The organism is Duncaniella muris (assembly GCF_003024805.1).
GTDB classification, from domain to species: Bacteria; Bacteroidota; Bacteroidia; order Bacteroidales; family Muribaculaceae; genus Duncaniella; species Duncaniella muris.
The window spans coordinates 118,583-139,593 of the sequence record NZ_PUEC01000004.1 but is presented as its reverse complement, the minus strand read 5'-3'; the positions used below and the strand labels follow the sequence as shown (position 1 = coordinate 139,593).

Annotated in this window: 18 protein-coding genes; 6 read left to right on the top strand and 12 right to left on the bottom strand. The window is 46.1% G+C overall.

Going from position 1 to position 21,011, the window contains the following annotated elements; all coding sequences use genetic code 11:
- Positions 1-19: 19 nt before the first annotated feature.
- Positions 20-1,750, top strand: a complete 1,731-nt coding sequence (locus tag C5O23_RS02905) for a bifunctional metallophosphatase/5'-nucleotidase (protein WP_107031459.1) — start codon at positions 20-22, stop codon at positions 1,748-1,750.
- Here the strand turns inward: C5O23_RS02905 and C5O23_RS02900 are convergent.
- The 7 genes from C5O23_RS02900 to C5O23_RS02870 all read right to left on the bottom strand — a co-directional run bounded on the left by C5O23_RS02900 (position 1,736) and on the right by C5O23_RS02870 (position 8,982).
- Positions 1,736-2,380, bottom strand: coding sequence for a VanW family protein (locus tag C5O23_RS02900; RefSeq protein ID WP_262497251.1), 645 nt, complete (start codon positions 2,378-2,380; stop codon positions 1,736-1,738). The two genes, C5O23_RS02905 and C5O23_RS02900, sit on opposite strands and share 15 nt — an antisense overlap.
- 230 nt (positions 2,381-2,610) lie before the next feature.
- Positions 2,611-3,453 carry a histidinol-phosphatase gene (locus C5O23_RS02895; RefSeq protein ID WP_107031458.1) on the bottom strand — a complete coding sequence of 281 codons (843 nt, stop codon included), beginning with the start codon at positions 3,451-3,453 and terminating at the stop codon, positions 2,611-2,613.
- A 59-nt stretch (positions 3,454-3,512) separates the two neighbouring features.
- Positions 3,513-4,481: a flotillin-like protein FloA gene (floA, locus tag C5O23_RS02890; protein ID WP_107031457.1), complete on the bottom strand. Its 969-nt coding sequence runs from the start codon at positions 4,479-4,481 to the stop codon at positions 3,513-3,515.
- 102 nt (positions 4,482-4,583) lie between these two features.
- A complete protein-coding gene (locus C5O23_RS02885; RefSeq protein WP_107031456.1) occupies positions 4,584-6,020 on the bottom strand; it encodes a hypothetical protein in 1,437 nt (478 codons plus the stop codon).
- A gap of 73 nt (positions 6,021-6,093) precedes the next feature.
- Positions 6,094-7,569, bottom strand: coding sequence for an NADPH-dependent glutamate synthase (gltA, locus tag C5O23_RS02880; RefSeq protein ID WP_107031455.1), 1,476 nt, complete (start codon positions 7,567-7,569; stop codon positions 6,094-6,096).
- Between the two features lie 75 nt (positions 7,570-7,644).
- On the bottom strand, positions 7,645-8,433 hold the full coding sequence (locus tag C5O23_RS02875) for a sulfide/dihydroorotate dehydrogenase-like FAD/NAD-binding protein (RefSeq protein ID WP_107031454.1): 789 nt from the start codon (positions 8,431-8,433) through the stop codon (positions 7,645-7,647).
- A gap of 39 nt (positions 8,434-8,472) precedes the next feature.
- On the bottom strand, positions 8,473-8,982 hold the full coding sequence (locus C5O23_RS02870; RefSeq protein WP_160631909.1) for an RHS repeat domain-containing protein: 510 nt from the start codon (positions 8,980-8,982) through the stop codon (positions 8,473-8,475).
- A 169-nt stretch (positions 8,983-9,151) separates the two neighbouring features.
- On the opposite strand from C5O23_RS02870, the gene C5O23_RS02865 reads away from it, so the two are divergent.
- The 5 genes from C5O23_RS02865 (at position 9,152) to C5O23_RS02845 (ending at position 13,198) form a co-directional block, all read left to right on the top strand.
- Positions 9,152-10,531: an MATE family efflux transporter gene (locus C5O23_RS02865; RefSeq protein ID WP_107031499.1), complete on the top strand. Its 1,380-nt coding sequence runs from the start codon at positions 9,152-9,154 to the stop codon at positions 10,529-10,531.
- Between the two features lie 133 nt (positions 10,532-10,664).
- Positions 10,665-11,336, top strand: a complete 672-nt coding sequence (locus C5O23_RS02860) for a two pore domain potassium channel family protein (RefSeq protein ID WP_133166492.1) — start codon at positions 10,665-10,667, stop codon at positions 11,334-11,336.
- A 137-nt stretch (positions 11,337-11,473) separates the two neighbouring features.
- A complete protein-coding gene (locus C5O23_RS02855; RefSeq protein ID WP_107031451.1) occupies positions 11,474-11,899 on the top strand; it encodes a DUF5606 family protein in 426 nt (141 codons plus the stop codon).
- Between the two features lie 11 nt (positions 11,900-11,910).
- The gene (locus tag C5O23_RS02850; RefSeq protein WP_107031450.1) at positions 11,911-12,597 is read left to right on the top strand and encodes a hemerythrin domain-containing protein; all 687 of its coding nucleotides are present in this window, start codon (positions 11,911-11,913) and stop codon (positions 12,595-12,597) included.
- Position 12,598: 1 nt separating this feature from the next.
- On the top strand, positions 12,599-13,198 hold the full coding sequence (locus tag C5O23_RS02845) for a LuxR C-terminal-related transcriptional regulator (RefSeq protein WP_107031449.1): 600 nt from the start codon (positions 12,599-12,601) through the stop codon (positions 13,196-13,198).
- A 79-nt stretch (positions 13,199-13,277) separates the two neighbouring features.
- Here C5O23_RS02845 and folE read toward each other — a convergent pair whose 3' ends face one another.
- The 5 genes from folE to C5O23_RS02820 all read right to left on the bottom strand — a co-directional run bounded on the left by folE (position 13,278) and on the right by C5O23_RS02820 (position 20,836).
- Positions 13,278-13,856, bottom strand: a complete 579-nt coding sequence (gene folE, locus C5O23_RS02840; protein WP_107031448.1) for a GTP cyclohydrolase I FolE — start codon at positions 13,854-13,856, stop codon at positions 13,278-13,280.
- 21 nt (positions 13,857-13,877) lie between these two features.
- Positions 13,878-14,351 carry an SPOR domain-containing protein gene (locus C5O23_RS02835; protein WP_107031447.1) on the bottom strand — a complete coding sequence of 158 codons (474 nt, stop codon included), beginning with the start codon at positions 14,349-14,351 and terminating at the stop codon, positions 13,878-13,880.
- 112 nt (positions 14,352-14,463) lie between these two features.
- Positions 14,464-15,219 carry a triose-phosphate isomerase gene (tpiA, locus tag C5O23_RS02830; protein ID WP_107031446.1) on the bottom strand — a complete coding sequence of 252 codons (756 nt, stop codon included), beginning with the start codon at positions 15,217-15,219 and terminating at the stop codon, positions 14,464-14,466.
- A 127-nt stretch (positions 15,220-15,346) separates the two neighbouring features.
- On the bottom strand, positions 15,347-20,380 hold the full coding sequence (locus tag C5O23_RS02825; RefSeq protein ID WP_107031445.1) for a DUF4132 domain-containing protein: 5,034 nt from the start codon (positions 20,378-20,380) through the stop codon (positions 15,347-15,349).
- A 15-nt stretch (positions 20,381-20,395) separates the two neighbouring features.
- The gene (locus C5O23_RS02820; RefSeq protein WP_133166491.1) at positions 20,396-20,836 is read right to left on the bottom strand and encodes a hypothetical protein; all 441 of its coding nucleotides are present in this window, start codon (positions 20,834-20,836) and stop codon (positions 20,396-20,398) included.
- Between the last annotated feature and the right edge of the window lie 175 nt (positions 20,837-21,011).

The window sequence follows — 21,011 nt, the reverse complement described above, 5'->3', positions numbered from 1 at the left end:
GAAAAAGGCATTATTGGCAATGACAATTGCATCGCAGCTCCTCTCCGCAGCATCGGTTTCGGCAGAGGAGCTTACATATAAGATCGTAGCGACAACCGATGTTCATGGCAACTTTTTTCCGTATAATTTCATTACGCGCACACCGGGAGAAGGCTCCCTTGCCAGAGTGGCTTCAAGAGTCCGCTGTCTGCGAGATTCCATCGGTAGTGATCATGTCATACTTCTGGACAACGGAGATATCCTGCAAGGACAGCCGACGGCCTACTATTATAATTTCATAGCCACTGACAGACCACATCCCGTGGCGATGATGCTGAAATCTCTTGGCTATGATGCCGAAACAATTGGCAACCATGACGTAGAGGCCGGTCACGCCGTATATGACCGTTATAAAAATGATCTTGGCCAAATACCACTGCTCGGAGCGAATGTCATAGACATCGCCACCGGTAAGCCTTACTTCAAACCATATCATGTCATAGAGCGTGATGGGATCAAGATTGTAGTGTTCGGACTTCTTACTCCGGCCATCCCTGCGTGGCTCCCTGAAAATCTCTGGAGCGGTCTGAAATTTGAGGATATGGTGGAATCCGCTGCCAGATGGATTCCTGTCATAAAGGTAAAAGAGGCTCCTGATCTAATCGTCGGACTTTTCCACTCCGGTCATGATTCTTCGAAAAAGACCGGTGACTGGATTGAAAACGCTTCTTTGAAAGTAGCAGAAGAAGTGCCGGGTTTTGATATTATATTTATGGGCCATGATCATCAGGTCTATAATTCGGAACAGGTGGCCGATAGCGATGGAAAGTCACCTCTGGTTCTCAATCCCGCCAATAATGCCGTGAATCTGGCCGAAGCAGAGGTTAAATTTACTCTTGACGGCAGAGGGAAGGTATTGGGCAAAAAAATAAGTGGTCGGATTGTCCCGCTTACAGATCTGACTCCTGATTCAGTTTTCATGACTGAATTCAGCAATGTCAAAGAGGAAATTGACAGCTTTGTAAACAGAAAGATAGGTGTTGCCACCGGCGATTTTTCTGTGAGAGATGCATACTTCGGGCCTTCTGCATTTATGGACCTTCTGCATGATCTTCAGCTTGAAATCAGTGGTGCTGACATTTCTTTTGCCGCTCCATTGTCTTTTGATGCGGTTATCTGCAAAGGAGATCTTCATATGAGCGACATGTTTACATTGTACAAATATGAGAATATGCTCTATACAATGGCCATGACAGGTCGGGAGATCAAAAACTATCTTGAGATGAGCTATTCGCTTTGGACATCAGAGATGGCCGATCCGGAAGATCATTTGTTGCTTTTCACAAAAGAGGGCACATCTCCGGCAAAGGGTGATTACGCGAAATTGCAGAATCCAGCCTACAATTTTGATTCAGCTGCCGGCATAATTTATGATGTAGATGTGACCAAGCCACAGGGTGATAAGATTATTATAAAGTCGATGGCTGATGGTAGTCCGTTTGACTTTGACAAAGTATATAAGGTTGCTGTAAATTCCTATCGGGGCAATGGCGGAGGAGATCTGCTGACGAAGGGGGCCGGCATACCTCATGAAGATCTGAAATCGCGCATTCTCAAATCTACAGACAAGGATCTGCGTTACTATCTGATAAAACTTCTTGAACAGCGCGGGTCAATAACCCCGAAAATTACATCAGGCTGGAAGTTCATCCCTGAAGAATTGGCCGGACCTGCCGCACGGAAAGACCGCACTGTTTTATTCCCGGATTGATGACGGTGCGGTTTTTCGGATCTCAAGACCGGAAGTGTCATACATGACCCGCGCATGATTCGTCCGGATAGTTTCCTCATGAATGCAGACACCGCTTCTCTTCTCGATCTTTTTTCGAATCACAGTTCCGTTCCTGAAAACAATGCCATCTTCTTTGGAGAAGAATTCGTTCTCAGCGCAGATATGATATGTCGATTTCTGTTCTTTACTGGCCCTGAGTTCGCCCTGGAGGTATTCTCCATCCGTATATACAAGCAGTTGATATACATTGTCTGTATCATTCCGGAATCTGTAGTCAAGATAATTGTAGACTATACTCGTTCCAGTACCAAACGGTATTTGCCGCTTGTAGTCAGGGAATAGATCAAAGCCGTCATGATGGTGATGCTCCACAATCGTGAGATCTGAATGCAGCACCATCCAGTGGATAAGGTTTGTAAACTGGCAGTGTCCGCCTCCTACACCTGTTGACGGTTTATTATTTGAAATTGTAAGCCCCACTTTATACCCGTGTCGGGCTGTGTCAGGACCGATGAGATGCCAGAAAGAAAATGTCTCTCCGGGGCGGATTAGGATTCCGTTCACTTTGGGTGCGGAAAGAGCCAGATTGACCGCTTTATTTTCTTGCAACTCCAAGTCTGTATTCGGATGAGGGACGCGTGTTTGTAGATCATGACCGGGAGCTTTTCATAGCTCTTTATTCTTGCAAATCGCTGTCTGCTCAGAGCGTCCTTTATCTTGCGCAGAAAGATGTTCTTCTTGACTGAAATTTGATATGTAAGAGGCGATATTTCACAAAACAGTTTTAGTTTCCCCATGACGCATTAGAGTGTGTGTAAGGTCCTTTGTCGTTTTACTGGTCATGAATCGATAATTTGGAACGCAGCTTCTCGCCCGGCACTGATTCGTTCAGGATAATGAGCATCACTGTTGATTGCAACTGGTATTCCGGCGGAGACGAGTTTTCTTATTGTGTCAGGTGATGGGAATAATCGTGGGGCGTATGTGGCAATCTGGCTTGGAGCAGCCCCGACCGGAGCTTCCCATGCTTTGGTATTCACTTCTGCTATAATCCCCTTGGCTGCGATTGCGTCGATAACATTGTCGAGATGTTTCTGATACCAGCGTTCCAATTCTATGCCAGGCTTGAAATGTGAAGCATTGAAGCCGATCTTGTCGAAATGCCCGATAATATCAAAGCCTCCGGCTTCTATCATCTCAAGAGTGCGCTCATAGAATTTGTCAACCACATAGCGGATATCATTGTCAAAATATTTGCTCATTTTGTCAAGAAAATTCTCCGGGCGCCCATCGACATCAATCATCGTTTCTCCGTCAGCAACCGGTATGAAGTGGATTGAACTAAGCTTGTAGTCAAGAGGAAGCGAGGAAAAATAGTCATGTGAAGCACCCCAGGCCTCTCCCAGATAATCAATTTCCATGGAAAGATACAGATTAATCCTGCCGCGATATTCGTCTTTAAGACGATTGAATTCAGCGATATATTCCTCAACCTGTGATTGCTCCATATTGCATGGAGAATGAAAAGGAATTGGAGAGTGAGGGGTGAAGCCATAGTGCTTATAGCCTGCTTTCACAGCCGCATCTGCGAAGCGCGCCATATCGGCGCGCCCATCGCAGAATTGAGTGTGTGAATGCAGGTTATAAGATCTCGTTGATGAGATGATTTCCTTAACGGTCATATCGGCTATAATATGGTATGCTTTTCAGGTCTGAGCATTGGTAATGCTCGTAGGATGTTTTACTTAGCAGTGGGAGGATTGGCTATGTTCTGTCGCATGTTCGTGTCTGATTCGATATTCTTCATGCGGTAATAGTCCATGATGCCAAGATTCCCTGAAAGAAATGCTTGAGCCATTGCCCGTGGCAACTCGGCTTCAGCTTCAATTACTTTCGCGCGGGCTTCCTGGGCTTTTGCCCGCATCTCCTGTTCGAGAGCTATAGCCATAGCTCGACGTTCCTCGGCCTTGGCCTGGGCAATGCTTTTATCAGCCTGTGCCTGGTCAATTTGAAGAGCCGCTCCAATGTTTTTGCCTATGTCAATGTCTGCTATGTCAATAGAGAGAATCTCAAAAGCAGTACCGGAGTCAAGCCCCTTACGCAATACGAGTTTGGAAATATTGTCAGGATTTTCAAGTACTTGCTTGTGACTTTCAGATGAGCCGATAGAAGAGACAATACCTTCGCCTACACGGGCGAGCACGGTGTCTTCTCCTGCTCCGCCTACAAGCTGCCGGATATTGGCGCGCACTGTTACGCGGGCTATGGCAATGAGCTGGATGCCGTCTTTAGCAACTGCTGTGACGTGAGGAGTTTCAATGACTTTAGGATTCACTGACATCTGTACGGCCTGAAATACGTCTCGGCCGGCAAGATCTATAGCTGTCGCCATTTTGAAGCCAAGATCAATATTTGCTTTTGAGGCCGACACCAAGGCATGGACTACCTTCTCTACATTGCCTCCGGCAAGATAGTGGGCTTCAAGATCATCCCGTGACACATCGTTAAGACCAGCCTTGTGAGCTTCGATCAAGGCCCGGACGATTACTGATGCAGGCACTTTTCGTATGCGCATCAGAAAAAGCTGCATCAGTGAGATTCGTACACCGCTGACACGAGCTGAAATCCACAGAAAGAATGGAACATAATAGAAGAAAATGCAGATAATGATCACCAGTGCGATCAGAATCAAAATCAGGGTTACTTCCATAAGCGGTCGGTTTGATTGGTTAGAGAGTAATTTGTTTCAGTAGCGGATTCTTTGGCTTGTGCTGACACAATCATTTGGGAATGTCTGTTGCTTAGACAAGTCTTAGTCCATCACAGCCGTGATAATGCTGTTTTTTATTCTTTTCAGCTCTGCACGGCGGTGATCAAGCCCATTTTCAAGAGTCAGAATTTCATGCTCGACGCTTCTGTCGCCCGCAGCATATGCCTTTCTGAGTTCGGCGAGATGGGCCACGGCATCATCGTAGGCTTTCTGCTCGTCCAGATACTGTCTCATCGCTTCGCGTGCCATGCCGGAGGCGAGGTCAGACACTGAAGTTATGATTTTGCCGTTTGGTAATGCAAATTCAAATCTGCGGTTGCTGCCTGATGTTTTTGATGATTCCAGTGATGCGATTTTGTCTCTGAATTTAGAATAATCTCTATCCGGATTCTGAGTCATGCCGATTGATGTGACTTTTGCGTAATCGGCCAGATTTGGGGTGTCTACCGGATAATTGATTCGTAGATCCTGAGGAATGAAGGTGTAGATTGTAACTGAATCTTTCAGCCCGTTTCGGTCTGTGGCCCACCATCCGGCACCGGTCTGCTCGTCTATGGCATACATATAGTCATTGTAAGGCGAGTTGTACGGCATACCGATATTAGATGGCTGCAGGAACCCGTCTTCATCACGGCGTGAAATGAATATGTCCAGATCTCCCAATGAATTCTCTCCATCAGCGGCGAAATAGAGAGTTATCCCATCGGCCATCAGGAAGGGGTAACCGACCCAGCTGCCGTTTGAATTGCCGAAAATGGATTTATAATCAAACAAAGCCGCCGGGTTATCCCAGCTTCCGTCGGCCAGGCGGTAAGATTCAAACATTTTCGATTCGCCGTCATTTGCTGATCCATACCAGATCATATCCTCTCCGGATTCCGAAATATATGCAGGAGCCCATAAGCCTGAGATTGATTCAGAATCAAGATACTCTTTCGGGACAATACTCTCGATTTCAAATTCATCAGCCAGTCGGCCGGCGCTCTTGGCAAGTTTGATAAATTTGAAAAATTGATCAGCCGGAACGTTTATACTGTCTACAATCTGGATTTTTTCCACACGGTCAAGCATACTGCGTCCGAGATCTATCCTTGAACGCAGATAGTCAGTCCAGTCAAGAGTTTCATCTCCGTTGCCGTAAGAAAATCCCATATCTTTGGCGGCTTCGTTTTTTGTCCGTTTGGCCAGATATTTGTCAAGATATTCATCGGCTTTGTCAAAATCATATAGGTAGAAGTAACTCTCTGCAATGCCAAGATTACCGGAGTTGCCACCTTTTAGATAGAATGGAATAGCTTCCTGAAAACGGCCGGCATCTTTCAGCAGATCTGCTGCTTTCAGATTTGCTGCCTGATTTCTTGGTGCGTCCTTGGCTGCACTGATAGCCGCCGAAATTTCAGTATTGTCAGCCCCTCGGAGCGGGGTTGCCGCTCCGAGTAAGGCTGAAAGGATAACTATATTTTTTAATAGTTTAGTCATATGGTCAGTATATGAAATTCGGTTTGGATGCCCAAATTTAGTAAAATTCGGGCAGATACGCAAACCTCTGTCGTCAGTCTTGTCCGGACAGGGCCTTGTCCATAGCAGCTGCAGCCCGTCGTCCATCGCCCATCGCGAGGATGACTGTCGCACCACCGCGTACTATATCTCCTCCGGCATAGATGTCGTTCAATGATGACTGCATAGTCTCTTCATTGACCACAATTGTGCCTCGACGGGAAATCTCAAGTTCAGGAATCGCATGGGGAATAAGCGGGTTGGGGGAGACTCCTACGCTGACAATCACGAGGTCCACTTCGATTTCGTCAATGGCTCCTTCTATCGGCACCGGTGACCGCCGGCCTGATGCGTCAGGTTCGCCAAGCTCCATGCGCTGCACTCTCATGGCCCGGACGCGGCCTTTGTCATCTGAGAGATATTCCACCGGGTTGCAGAGGGTAATGAATTCTACGCCCTCTTCCTGAGCATGGTGTACTTCTTCAACGCGGGCCGGCATTTCTTCAAGGCTTCGGCGATAGACAATCATTGCTTTCTCAGACCCTTGGCGGAGAGCTGTGCGCACAGAATCCATTGCTGTGTTTCCGCCGCCTACCACGGCTACCCGATTGCCTTTCAGCACCGGAGTGTCTTCTCCGGGACGCCCGGCACCCATGAGGTTGATACGTGTAAGATATTCGTTTGATGACATGATGCCGATAAGGTTCTCTCCTGGAATACCCATAAATCGGGGGAGCCCGGCTCCTGATGCCACAAAAATCCCATCGAACCCTAACTCGTGGAGTTGGTCGTAAGAGATTGTCTTCCCGATCACACAGTCTTTGACAAAATCCACTCCTTCAGCGCGGAGAGCATCGATCTCGGCTTCAACAACTGAATTCGGCAGACGGAATTCAGGAATGCCATATTTCAGAACTCCGCCAATTTCATGGAGTGCTTCATAAACTATGACTTCATAGCCTTTTTTGATCATGTCTCCGGCAAATGACAGTCCGGCAGGTCCGGAACCGACCACGGCTATTTTCCGGCCGTTTCTTGCGACTGATGAATCACCATTCGGCTTGATGCCGTTTGCCTGATTGTTCATGCGTTCGAAATCAGCGGCAAATCGTTCAAGATAACCGATTGCCACGGGCGCCTTTTTCATCTTATTATATATGCAGCGTGATTCACACTGCTTTTCCTGCGGGCAGACACGCCCGCAGACCGCAGGCAGTGCACTGGTCTGTTTCAGAACCGCTGCGGCAGCAAGAAACTCTCCGCGTTCGATATTCTTTATAAACGACGGGATGTTGATAGACACCGGACATCCGTGGATGCACTGCGGATCGGGGCAGTCAAGGCATCTTGTGGCCTCGATAATTGCCTGCTCGGCTGAAAGACCTTGGTTTACTTCATGGTTGCACGTGATACGATAGGCTGCGTTCAGCTGAGGCATTATGGTGCGAGGTATTGATGAACGCTGTTTTGCGCTTAATGAATTGCGCTGTTCTTCACGCCACTTTGCATCGCGGCTTGTATTCTGATCCATTTCTGAATAAGGATATTGAGGTTAATATAAGAGGCTGGATTATGGTTGTTGCACAGATGAGTTGCTCTGAAAAAATCAGTTATAGGCTCTCAGACGCATTATCATTTCATCGAAATCGACTTTGTGCGCATCGAATTCAGGGCCGTCAATGCAGACAAATTTGGTCTTGCCGTCAACAGTCACTCGGCAGGCGCCACACATACCTGTGCCGTCAACCATGATGGTGTTGAGTGAGACCATAGTCGGAATTTCGTATTTGCGGGTAGTCAGGGCAACGAATTTCATCATCACGGCAGGGCCTATTGCTACGACCTGATCAACTTTTTCTCGTGCGATCACGTCTTCAAGGCCGGCGGTTACAAGGCCTTTCTGTCCTTTTGATCCGTCATCTGTCATTATGATAACTTCATCGCTATACTCAGCAACTTCCTTTTCGAGTATTATCAGTTCAGAAGTCCTTGCCGCCAGAATTGACACCACACGATTGCCGGCTTCTTTCATCGCTTTTACAATTGGGAGCAGCGGCGCAACGCCCACTCCGCCTCCGCAGCAAACCACGGTTCCGACCTTCTCTATATGTGTGGCTTGTCCAAGTGGCCCGACAATGTCTGTCAGGCACTCTCCGGGTTCAAGAGCACAGATCTTGCGTGTGCTTTCTCCGACAGCCTGCACAACCAATGTGATTGAGCCTTTCTTGAGATCAGCATCAGCAATTGTAAGAGGAATGCGCTCGCCCCCATTTCCGGTGCGAACAATTACGAAGTGTCCCGGACGGCGGGAACGGGCTATCAGAGGTGCCTCCACTTCAAGTTTGACTACATTTTCGGAAAAATGCTCTTTCTCAATAATTTTGTACGTTGACATAGAGAATATTGTTGGAGTGATTGGTTTATTGATTTAAGGTTATTCCAAATAGATTATATTGCGGCATTGCCGGATGGTCTGATCCATAGACTTTAGTTTCTCAAGGCGTTCTGTCCAGTTGCCGAATCTGTCATGCTTCAGATACGTGTATGTTCTGACCTCTTCGACACCGTTCATATTATAGCATTGTTCCGTCAGATGCCCGCTTGAATCGTAGGCATAAGTCTGGACCCATTGCTCGTCACCTGAAACGGCCTCGACTCTGACAACCCGACCGGATTTATCATAAAACAGCCTCATTTTTATTGTGGTGTATGTGTCTTCGTCATCTTCAGTAGCCTCAATGAGGGTGATTGATGATATTCGTCCGGCTGAATCGCGTTCGCAGTCTACTTCGTCACCATCAATTTCGATAAGAGAACCATCAGAGTCAAAGGTGTACTCGTTTTGCCATTCAAGACCGGCATCATCCATGACGACGCATAGCGAATCAATCGGTCCGGCCAGGCAAAACATAGGGAGATCGTTGGCCTTGCAGATAAGGCTCATAAAAAAAAACAATACGAAACTAACAGACTTCATTATGGAGTTTTGATGACCATTCTTATTTTCTTAGAAAACAAAATTAGTATTTATATCTCAATTAAACGCTAAAAAATACTAATTTTTGAATTGCCAGATGAACTTTTTGTAATTTTGTAATAGAAACACTATGAAAATGTCTGGTAACGATGCCTCAAAATTAAGAGAGCTCAGCGAGTCGCCGGCAGGAAGACTGCTGTGGCGGTATAGCCTCCCTGCTGTGGTTGGCATGTTGGTTATGTCTCTTTATAACATAATTGACCGCATATTCATAGGTCAGGGTGTAGGGCCGGAAGCTATCGCGGGACTGGCCATAACATTCCCGGTTATGAATCTGTCGGCCGCCTTGGGGGTCTTGATCGGCGCCGGAGGATCGGCGCGACTGTCAATATTGCTTGGTGCTAAAAATTATGATGATGCAAGACGCACTTTGTGCAGTTCACTCATACTTCTGATGGCAATTGTGTGCTGCTATCTGTGTTGTTTCGCCATATTTATTGACGAGATTCTCATTGCGTTTGGAGCAAGTGAAGTTACACTGCCTTATGCCCGTGAGTTCATGCTGTATATTCTGCCTGGAATGTTCATGACCAACTTCGCTTTTACATTCAATAACTTCATGAGGGCATCAGGCTATCCGGTCAAGGCAATGCTGACAATGCTGATCGGTGCAGGTTGCAATCTGGTACTTGCTCCTATCTTCATATTCTATTTGAAACTGGGTATTAAAGGAGCTGCTATCGCAACGGATATCTCCATGATGATCTCAGCCTTCTTTGTCCTGTCTCATTTTTTCTCAAGGAAAAGCACATTGCACTTTTCCGGAAGCCGTGAAATGTATAGGCTGAAGGCTAAAATAGTACTACCGGTGCTATCCATCGGAGCTGCGCCTTCAGTAGTCAATGCCGCAGCTTGTTTTATAAATGTAATTATAAACAAAAGTCTCTATTTTCATGGCGGGGATATGGCGGTAGCTGCTGCAGGTATATTCACTTCTTACACTTCGATGATGACAATGGTTGTTGTCGGCATATGCCAGGGAATGCAACCTATAATAGGCTACAATTATGGTGCCGGACGGCTTGATCGCCTGCACCGGACATTCTGGCTTGCTGTAGGAGTGTCAACCGTCATTGTGACTACCGGTCAGACAATCGGATTGTTGTTTCCGGAATATATCGGTCGGGCATTTTCAAATGACCCGGCTTTGATCAGCGAGACTGCACGCTGCCTGCATATTTCATTGCTGGCGTTTACGGTTGTCGGATTTCAGGTCGTATCCACTACTCTTTTTCAGTCTATAGGCAAAGCAAAATCTTCCATATTCCTTTCTCTGACGAGGCAGGTGCTCTTCCTGATACCTCTTCTGCTTGTTCTTCCGCCACGCATGGGGCTCGATGGAGTCTGGACAGCATTCCCGCTGTCAGACCTCGTTGCGACTATGGTGACAGCCGTGATGGTCTACTATCAACTCGCGCAATTCCGAAAATCAGCAGTGGTGAATGCCGGTTGCTGACCGGCAGAGTAGTAGGGGCGAGGCATATGACAAATCAACAAAAACAAACTTTACACCGTTGTATAAATAATAATGTAGAGTCTGTTGTCATATGAATGTTTCAACTGCGGATTTAAAAGTCAGAGACCGGATAATGAAAATGATGCACCTCGATGTGGTGATACTGTCTTTGTTGCTTATCGTTCTCATTACGCTGGATACATTGCGTAATGTCTCCTTTCTTGCCGATACTACCTATCTGAAAGTTCAGTTTTGGTGTTGCCTGTTCTTTATGGCCGATGTGTTTGTAGAGATGCTTTTTTCGGTTAAAAAACGCAAATATCTGATAAACCATCTGTTCTTTCTGCTTGTTTCGGTGCCTTATCTGAACATATTGCATTATTTTGATATCCCGCTTGACAATCATGCCGAATATCTGCTGAAATTTGTGCCGATGATCCGCGCGGCTTACGTCTTTACAATAGTTACCGGCGCAACCACCTCGTCAAAGTGGGTCAAGAACATGCTTGCCACTTATCTGATAGTGTTGATAGTCGGTGTTTACTTTTGCTCACTCACATTTTTTGTCGCAGAGAATGGTGTCAATCCGGGAGTTACAGACTATTGGTCATCGCTTTTATGGTCAATCATGAGCCTGACAACGGCCGGATGCTCCATTCATGCGATGACGGTGACCGGGAGGGTTCTTGGAGTCGTGCTATCGGCAGTAGGACTTATATTTTTCCCGATTTTCACTGTGTTTCTGACTAACAGTTATACATCTGAACAAGATGCTGGAGGAACTACATCTGATAAGCAAGGGTGAAAATTGGTCATACATTGTGGCTGAATGTGATTCCGGCCGGTTTTACGCTTTATGGTTTTTCGGATAAATTTTGAGACAACCATCAAAATTTGTACCTTTGTCTGCAACTAACTAAATTCATCACTAAAAAAAGAAACATGCTTAAAAATATTCTTTCAATATCCGGTCGTCCCGGATTGTTCCGCTTGTCAAACCGCGGTAAAAACATGCTGATTGTAGAGTCTATTGCCGATGGTAAGCGCACTCCTGCATATGCCCGTGATAAAGTTATTTCATTGGGCGATATCTCAATTTACACCGATGAAGGAGATGTGCCTCTGTGGGAAGTTCTTGAATCTGTTAAAGTAAAAAGCAATGGCGAGCAGGTTGATATCAAGTCTATCGGCAACGATGCTGCCGTGCGTGAATACTTCGCCGGCATTCTTCCGAATTTTGACCGTGAGAAGGTTTACACTTCAGATATCCGCAAGCTTCTGACTTGGTACAATCAGCTGCTTGCAGGCGGTATTACAGAGTTCAAACCGGAAGAAGCTTCGGAAGAAAACGCAGAACCTGAAGCTTAAAAACCTGCGTGATGCTCAGCAAACAATTTGCAGCGAAAGATAGTGTTGTAGATCTTATAGATTATGACTATAATGTCCTCACTGTCCTCAGTCGTTTCTCACTTCCTCTTGGTTTTGGCAACAAAACCATAGAGGAACTCTGTGAGGAATCAGGCATAAACACCGATTCGTTTTTATTGATAATAAATTTTCTCCTTTCAGGAGAGATTGACGCCGAGGCGCTACACCGGATTTCTCCGGTTGATGTGGTCTATTTTCTTCACAATTCGCATGACTACTATCTTTCATACAAACTGCCTCACATCCGTGCGAATCTCTGCAATGCTCTTGATGATACACATAGTGATATAAATCCTATAATTGTAAAGTTTTTTGATGACTACACAGATCTTGTCAGAAAGCATTTCAGTTATGAGGAGACCGTGGTATTCCCGTATGTAAAGGATATGTGTGAAGGTCGTCAGTCTGATTATAGTATTGATGTGTTCCGCCGTTCACATGACGATGAGGTTGCAGAAAAGCTTGCCGACCTAAAAAATATCATATTGCGCTACTATTCTACTTCCATGCCGTTCAGAATGTATGATGCCTTGGCGGATATATATAACTGTGAGGAAGATCTGAATTCTCATGCCCATATAGAGAATAATATATTGATCCCTCTTATGACACGAATGGAAAACAATCAGAGCCTATAAAATGATGCGCCATATAAACATCGGACTTCTCCTGCCTTCTGTCATACAGGCATCGGGCATGGCAAGCATATTGCGAAGATTTCAGGATGGGAATGTTACTGTCAAGGATATCAGTGCGTTGAATTATCTTGAGGAGATTGCGGCATTTCATCCGTCGGTACTTATTGTTGATCCGGCTGTTATAGGTATTGACTGGAGTGTGCTGAAAAGTGCATCTTCTCATCCGTTAAAATTGATAGCTTTGCTCTGCCAGCAATATCCTCAGGGTTTGTTAAAGTGGTTTGATGATACATTTTCCATCTATGATCCGGCGGATTCCATCATAGATATAATGCGGCGCAATATAGATTCTGAAGATGCCGATGACCGAGGAAAAGATCTTAGTCCTCGTGAAAAGGAGGTTATAGTGGGAATTGTTAAGGGCTTGTCCAATAAAGAAATTGCATCTGAAATGGGGGTTTCAGTCAATACCGTGATGACGCATCGCCGAAATATAGCTGCCAAACTTCACATCCACACTCCTGCAGGTCTTACAATTTATGCTATTGTGTCAAATCTTGTCAAGCTTGACGAGATAAAGGCTGATATGGGAAGGCTCTAACAGTATCGAAACTGATCAGGCAACACAACCAATAAAAAGGGCCTTTAAGTAGTCTGAGCTGACGGATTTGCCGGCTTGATCAGTGTGAAAGCGCATGAAAAAAGTCATCACGCAAGGTGCTGCTGTCTGAGAAGACACCGGCTGTTTCAATGGTAGTTGTGGTTGAGTCTTGTTTCTCAACTCCACGCATCTTCATGCACAGATGTTCGCCAGAGCACACAACTATTACACCTTTGGCATTTAGTTTCTCCATTATAATATTGCAGATCTGGGCTGTCATGCGTTCTTGAACCTGCAGACGGCGAGCATAAAAGTCGACGAGTCTTGCGAGTTTACTCAGTCCGATAGTTTTGCCGTCAGGAATATATCCGACTGATACTTTCCCGAAAAACGGCAGAATGTGATGTTCGCACAGAGAATAAAACTCGATATCCTTGACGATTACCATCCGAGAGCCTTCATATGAAAAAACGGCATCATTGATAATGACATCAGGGTCTTGTCGATAGCCGCGAGTGGCATAAACCATAGCTTTTGCCGCGCGCATGGGGGTCTTGACTAATCCCTCGCGGGTAGTGTCTTCGCCTAAAAGTTTCAGTATAGCTTCGTAGTGGGATGCGATTTCCCGGATAGTCTCGTCACTAATTTCAGCAGCCATTGTGTTGTTGTGAGTGGTTTATTATTCATGTACAGTCACGCGGTCGCGCACCACGCGAATTTCTTTGCTGTAGGCAGGAAATGCCCGGCGAAGTTCATCGGCCGCAGCGTTTGCATCCTGCTGGGTGCGAAAATCTCCCACTTTCAGTCGCCAGTAAGGAGATGTGTACATGACATACGTCTGATACTGCGGAAAACGGGATGATATGATGCGTTGTTTGGAGCGTGCCTCATTTTTGGCGGTACGCGCGTTGTTGTCGCTAAACACTTGTACCCGAAATCCGGCCATGCGTCCGTTGACCGGACGCGCGATTTCTTCTTTTGACTCCTCTTCAACACCTTCGACCGGGAGCAGTCGTTTCAGCAGCTCTTCCGGCTGATTGATGACGTTTGATGTGCCGCTTGTGATGTGATCTACAATGGTCACAACCTCGGTTTCAGCAATAGCTGCCGGAGCGGTCAGCAATGCGACAAGCGGAAGCAGGATTTTCTTCATGGCTGATAGTGTTGTTTGACGGAGTAATTGGGTTAAGTAGAAATTCCCGCACGGAAAATGATTGAGCCAAGAGTCGTTCAGATCACGTGCGGGAATATATGTTTAAATCTGATCAGAATGCATTTACAATGCCCATAAATGACGCTGCTTCAAGAGCGGCACCACCGATGAGGCCACCATCTACGTCGGGTTTGGCAAAAAGCTGGGCTGCGTTTGAAGGTTTGCAGCTGCCTCCATAGAGTATCGAGGTGTTGTCTGCGACTTCCTTGCCGTACTTGTCAGCGATAGTCTTGCGGATGAACGCATGCATCTCCTGTGCCTGATCGTCAGTTGCGGTTTTTCCGGTTCCGATGGCCCATACAGGCTCGTAAGCGAGAACGATTTTGCCGAATTCTTCAGCGTCAAGGTTGAAGAGGCCTTCCTCGATCTGTGCTTTTACTACTTCGAAGAAGCTACCGTCTTCGCGCTGTTCGAGAACTTCACCGATGCAAAAAATGGGGGTGAGGTTATTGTCAAGGGCGAGACGCACTTTCTCACGGAGAGTTTCAGAAGTTTCGCCGTAGTACTGACGACGTTCCGAGTGGCCGAGGATCACATAGGTAGCGCCTGTCGAGGCAACCATAGGGGCTGAAATTTCACCGGTGTATGCGCCTGATTTGTGGTCTGCGCAGTTTTCAGCTCCAAGACCAAGCTTGTTTTTGTCAATCACATTATTGATTGATGCAAGGTGAGTGAAAGGAACACAGATGACAACGTCGCACTTGGGCTCGGCACCGGCGAGAGCCGCATTGACTTCTTCGGCGAGCTTGATTCCTTCGGGCAGCGTGGTGTTCATTTTCCAGTTGCCTGCTACGATATTTTTTCTCATTTTACCTTAATTAAAATTGGGTTGAAAATTCGCTGACAAAATTAACGATTTCCGATGAATAATTCAAACAGAAATCCAACTTATCTTGTTTCGCTGAAGCCTTTGGCCGTCAAATGTCGGCTTCATGTCATAGTTGATTAAGGATTGAAGGATCTTTGATGCCGGAGTCATCTGCGAAAAGCAATATTTTGGAAATGATTTCTGCGGTTTTCGGGTCTTCGTCAAGAAATGGAAGAAAGATGCGCCCACGATTTTGAGCATGGACTGGCAGAACGGCAATCTGTGTTCCGCCTTCCTTGTGGATAGTTCCGCTGCCGAGATGAATGTTGTAAAAGCCGAGTTGTCCGCTTACCTTTGCAAAGTTGCCGACCAGGCTGACATTACTAATGCCGAACATAGGCAATGTATGACTGACAATGGCACGTCGCATTTCAATGGTAGAATGGCTGGTTTCCGGGTCTACGCCTCCTGCATGGGCCACACTCACGGCAAGGTCAACATCACGCATGATTTCAGAGAATGCGATCGGGGAGACTTCTGAAATTTTCTTGTCTTTGAATGTTCTGCGGTCATGAAATTCGACATATTCCAATGTCGGCGATTCAATGTCAGCGGGTGAAAACCAATCGGCCATTGCATATAGCACAGCTGTCACATTGCTGTTAAAGCATATTTTTTGGAGTCCGTAATCATAGTCTACAGTCCACTGTCGCTTTTTAAGTAGAGCTGCAGCGCGAGACGGCATGATCTGATTGCCGGAATAGCGCATGGATCGGTTTGAACCTTTTTCTTCAGTTGTAGGGATGTATAGTTCACGAAACACCTGCTTGAACGGCTGCCTCCACTGATGATCAAAAACAAAAGACTGATATGCGCTCCATTCTTTGCTGGAAAACAGGTCGAAAGGATGGGCGATGCGAAGACGATTGTCTGCGCTTATGGCATTGATTACACCTTCAGCTGAAATGATTGATGCTCCGTCTTCTCCTGGGAAACCGGTCTGCCCGCTGTCCGTTACAAGCACAAGGCGTGAAAACATTTTCCATATTATAGGGTTTTCTTTAAGGCTGCTGATCTCATACCCGGAAAATTCAGCGGATTCTATCATCGCCTGTTCGAGTAAAGCCCGGCCACGGGTGTGTTGCTCTTTTAATTGTTTATACACCTCTTTCAGATGTCTTACATAAGTCTCTTTTTTGAGTCTTGAAGGAATATTTTGCAAAATCTTGCCGTTGCTTTCGCAGATTATCTCAGGCTCACCGTCATCAATAAGCAGTCTTAAGCTGACGCCACCGAAATGTTTTGGAACAAGGTATTTTTCGGCATCTTTAATGAGGGTGGCTTCCATGCTCCATGTCAGACGTGTGGAGTCTCCATAACCTGCCGTGCGGGCGAGATTGTCAAGAGCGAGTTTAACTGCACGTCCCTCGCTCTCTTGACGCTGTGCGCCAAACTGCTTGCTGTCTTTCAGAAATTTGTTAAGAAAAATATAGCGTTCTTTGAGGTCGCTATGTCTGTTGCGCCCCAGAGGTATCAAGCCAAGGGATACTACCAGATCTTTATTTCTTTTCTCTGAAATCTCTTCCATAACTTGTTTTGCTTTCAGATTGCCGAGAAGAGCATCAGAGAGTTTCCGGGAACGACTGTGGCGGTTGCCGTCGGCCACATGTTTTGCCGAGGCATATATAAATTCGTAGCGTTTACGTCCCAATGCCTTGTAGATCTCATGAAACCATGCCGGGTCGCAGGCGCCATCAGCAAAATCGCCAGGTTCTACCGCTGAGTATCTTGAGATGCGCGACTTAGCGCGGTCATCCAGGATGTCAGCTGTATGAGCCATAAAGTAATATGCACCGCTTGAAAGCCCTTTCCAGCCAATGGCTTCTTCGGTGATTTCCAGCCATCGTCGGGAGAACATCGCTGCTTCAGCAAGTTGTTCATCTGTAATTCCGGCTGCTTTTGCTTTTTGCTTTAGCTCTTGTGGAGTGTCTGAGTCTGCCGGAGTGCAGGCCTGAAGTAAGGAACTCAGTATTTCACGTTTATTTAGATTGGCATAATATCCTTTGGCTACGGGCTTGTCTTTTCCAAGGGCCTGCAAGATCTGCAATAGCCTGTCGATTCCGCTGATGACTCTGATTTCATAGGCTAAAGGAGAAACCGGAGTTTCTGAATCACCCCTTTTCAGCTCGATGTCAAGTATGCGTTCAATGGCCTTGTTGATCAGTCTGCATTCGTGACCGCTGAGTGGTGTGAGCTGTTGGGCCCAACGTGGCTTTTCGGCTGCCGGCAAGCATTGTGAAAATTCAGCAATCATGCTCTTTCTCATGGCTCCTGACATCATTTCTTTAAGCATGGCTTCATCTGAAATCGCTCCGAGATTCCATGCGCGGAGATATTCCATGACATTGAGCGGGTTTAGGTAGAAGTTGTTGTCGGCTATGCAGGATTTCGTCTTGCATATTAAATCGTAGCGAGCGGCAAAGGACCGCAGAAACAGGTTATCTGGCATGTCGCTGCTTGATTTTTTGCAGATTGCCATTAGTGTGGCTATCGGCTGGACGTTGTAAATGCAGTGGTCTTGTGGCAATTCCCATGTATGGGCTTTATAGCTCCTTATACATTCATCTGCTTTTATGCGAAGTGCGAAATCCGATATGAAATCGGTCGCGATTTCCAAAATGGCCTGCCCGCAACAGTATTCTTCTGCCAAAGCGGATACTATGTCAATTGCCGAATGAAAGTAAGTGGAATTTTTAACCGGGTTCAGAATGCCAGGATCGAAAGCTCGGCCTAATATTCGTTTCAATATTGGATAAAACGGCTTGTCAGAGACGTTGGAGGTGATTGTTGCAAGCCAAAGACGCAAAATATTTTCCGGAGAGCGGATCTCATTATAGTAAAACTCTTTCCAGACTTCGGGCATGGCGAGAGACTCAAGCCCCAGCTTATATGATTTTAGAACGGTATTGCCTAAGCGTGAAATGTTTCCATAACGATCCGTAAATTCGTAATCGGCATGTTTCTCGATCAAATTGATAATAGCCTGAATCAGTTCTACGGCATGGTTATTTCCTTTTTGCAGGATCTTCTTTAAGATATTTTCATCAGATTTGAAAGTCAGCGCTTTTTCCGAACTGAAATCAGCCGGGCATGTTACGGAGACAGAAATTTTGGCATCGCAGGAATATAGACCGAATCCATTTTCCGGTGTGTATATGTTTTCTTTTGAATCGTTTTCGGCAAAAATGGACTCAAGCAGCACCCGTTCTTTGGATGTTGGATTGGCTATGGCCGAAAGTTCGGGTTTAAGTGCGTTTATGGCTTCGGCTTTCTCGCCTTTGGCAATCCAGTTTTTTAGTATGCTGAGCCCGGCCAGTCTGCGGTCTGCTGATTTGTCTGAAAAAAGACGCCTTACAGAGCTGATGGCTTTGTTGTCAGGGCGTGAACCGAGAATTTCTATAATACATGTGCGCATCGGTGCCGCTTTGAGGCGCAGGTGTGATTCCATTGCAAGATAGTCTTCATCTACCAAATCATTCCAGTCATGCAAATTCCTGACTATCCGGCAGGCTTGATCACGAGCATCGCTGCCTTTGTCAGCCATCATGGCAACGGCGAATTCGACTTGGCGCCGCGTCTGACACCTATATAAAAGATATTTGATGTAAAGCCCTCTGTCGTACGGATCCAGCGAACAAACATAATCAAGCGCCTTTTCTGTATAGTCCGGAGAGGATATCAGCAGTGCCAGTCTGCAAATTTTCTGCGCAATCCGGCTTTTTGTAAGGACTCTGCTGACCCAAGGGAACACATATGGGTCAAAGACCTCTTTGTCTTTGACTGAGGTATACAGAACTGTCAGCAAAGTAAAGTCAGCTTCAGCATCTTCTCTGGAGTCAAAATAAAAGCTGAGGTCTGGGATTCGCATGTCATTTTCATTTGCTCTCAGATAGAGTTGAAAACGTGTGTCCCTCAGATACATGTCAAGAAGTCCTGCTATTACTTTGTGGTCTTGAGATCGGACGCGAAGTGCGAGAGATGTCATTTCGTTTATTAATTCGACATCCTGAAGATATCCAATAAACAAAGCAGCTGCTTCTGCAATATGGGCAGGGGAGTGCTCAAGCAACTCTCTGACAGGCAGCTTCACGCTGTCTGTGTCAAAGAATGCCATAGCCCACAGCGCTAAGTAAATAGTCATGGGGTCATCACAGCCAATCGCTTTCGCTGCATTATCACGGTCTGATATAAGATGGGATACAAGCGTGAAGAATTTTTCTGTTATACGTTCTGATGCTTCCTGATCTCCAAATCCCGTTGCCACGGCAAGCCCTCTTTTTATAGCTGAAAACCGCTGAAGATTATTGTCTATTATAATCTTCAGTAGATATATGAAACTTTCCGGTTGGCCTTCATCCATAGTCTCTACTATAGCTTGCCGGAGCCCTTCCTGCATACGTGCAGCAAGCAGTAATCTGCCCTCAAGTTCTAACAATTCGTGATTGCCACTTAGAGAGATAGCTCGGAAATGATCAAAATACATGCGATTGGTATTATTTTCCGATATCATGGCTTCGGTCAGATAGTCGATACACTCCCTGTCTCCAATCGAGATTTTTGCTGCAAGCCAGCTGTCAATGTCGATTATGGTGGAAAATTCCTGTTGTTCATCAGGTGTTCGCCCTTTACGTAGGATCTGAGCAGTTGAAAACCCGGTAGCTTTGAGCAATACAAACTGGCGTAGAGCCTGCGCTATTTTGCAAATGTGGAGGCTGATACGAGCGGAACGCAAGGAATGTCGGGTATAGCCTGTGGTATATGGAGCTTTGGCTTCAAGTCTGATATACTCTCCGAAGAGGTCTGTCCACTCTTTACAGGAGGCAGGGCCATCCAAGCTGCTGCCAAACAGATAGTCTATTGCAGGACGTAATCCCCATTCGAGAAACTCCAATGTATTCCAGACCCCGCGCTGTTTAAAGTAGCTGTGCAATGCTGTTTCGAAGTGCGACTCATGGCACGTCTGATCGATATCATTGAAAAAATGCCTGAGAAGTTCATGTGCTTCGCCGGATAGATTGCGAGTGTTGTTTAACCCGCTTCTCAATTTTTCAATATAGGACACACAAAGGTCGTTGTAGCTGTTGTTCCAATGAATTCTCATAAGTTTGATGCTTTTTTACCACATTCTGCCTGATAGCATGGTTAGGCGTATTATTGTAAGGGTGTCTCCCTCGGCGATTTCGACTTGACTTTCATTCGAACCGAGCTGGCTCCCGTTGAGGAAGATCTTGAAAATGCCGTCTTCATGGCATTGCAGGGCATTGGCTATGGCTTTTTCAGGATCTTCCTTTCTGTTATTATAGATAAGTCCGAATGCAATGCGACCTGCTTCTGCAAGATTATTAACCTGATCTTCAGTCATCGGGGCTACCTGGTAGTCGGCGTCTGGATCAGCCGGGACATCATCAATGCGATCGTTGTATGCCGATACTATAATGCGCACAAGCGAACTGATCAATTCGCCTGTGGTATTCAGTCCGGCAGGAAGTTCTATGGGGCAGGGCACTATTGCTTGCCGCGTACGGCCCGGCCTTTTTTGCTGCAGATATATTTTCATGATAGGTGATTCTGTCACCATTCCGGCAGGGTGAAACACTATGTTTTGTTCTCCGGTGGAAATTCCGGCGTTTGGGCGAAGTTACAAAATAAATTGTTAGTTTGAACGATATTTCGTGGAAAATCGGTAAATTTGCAGCATATTGTAATCACTCATTATCATTTATTAGATCCAG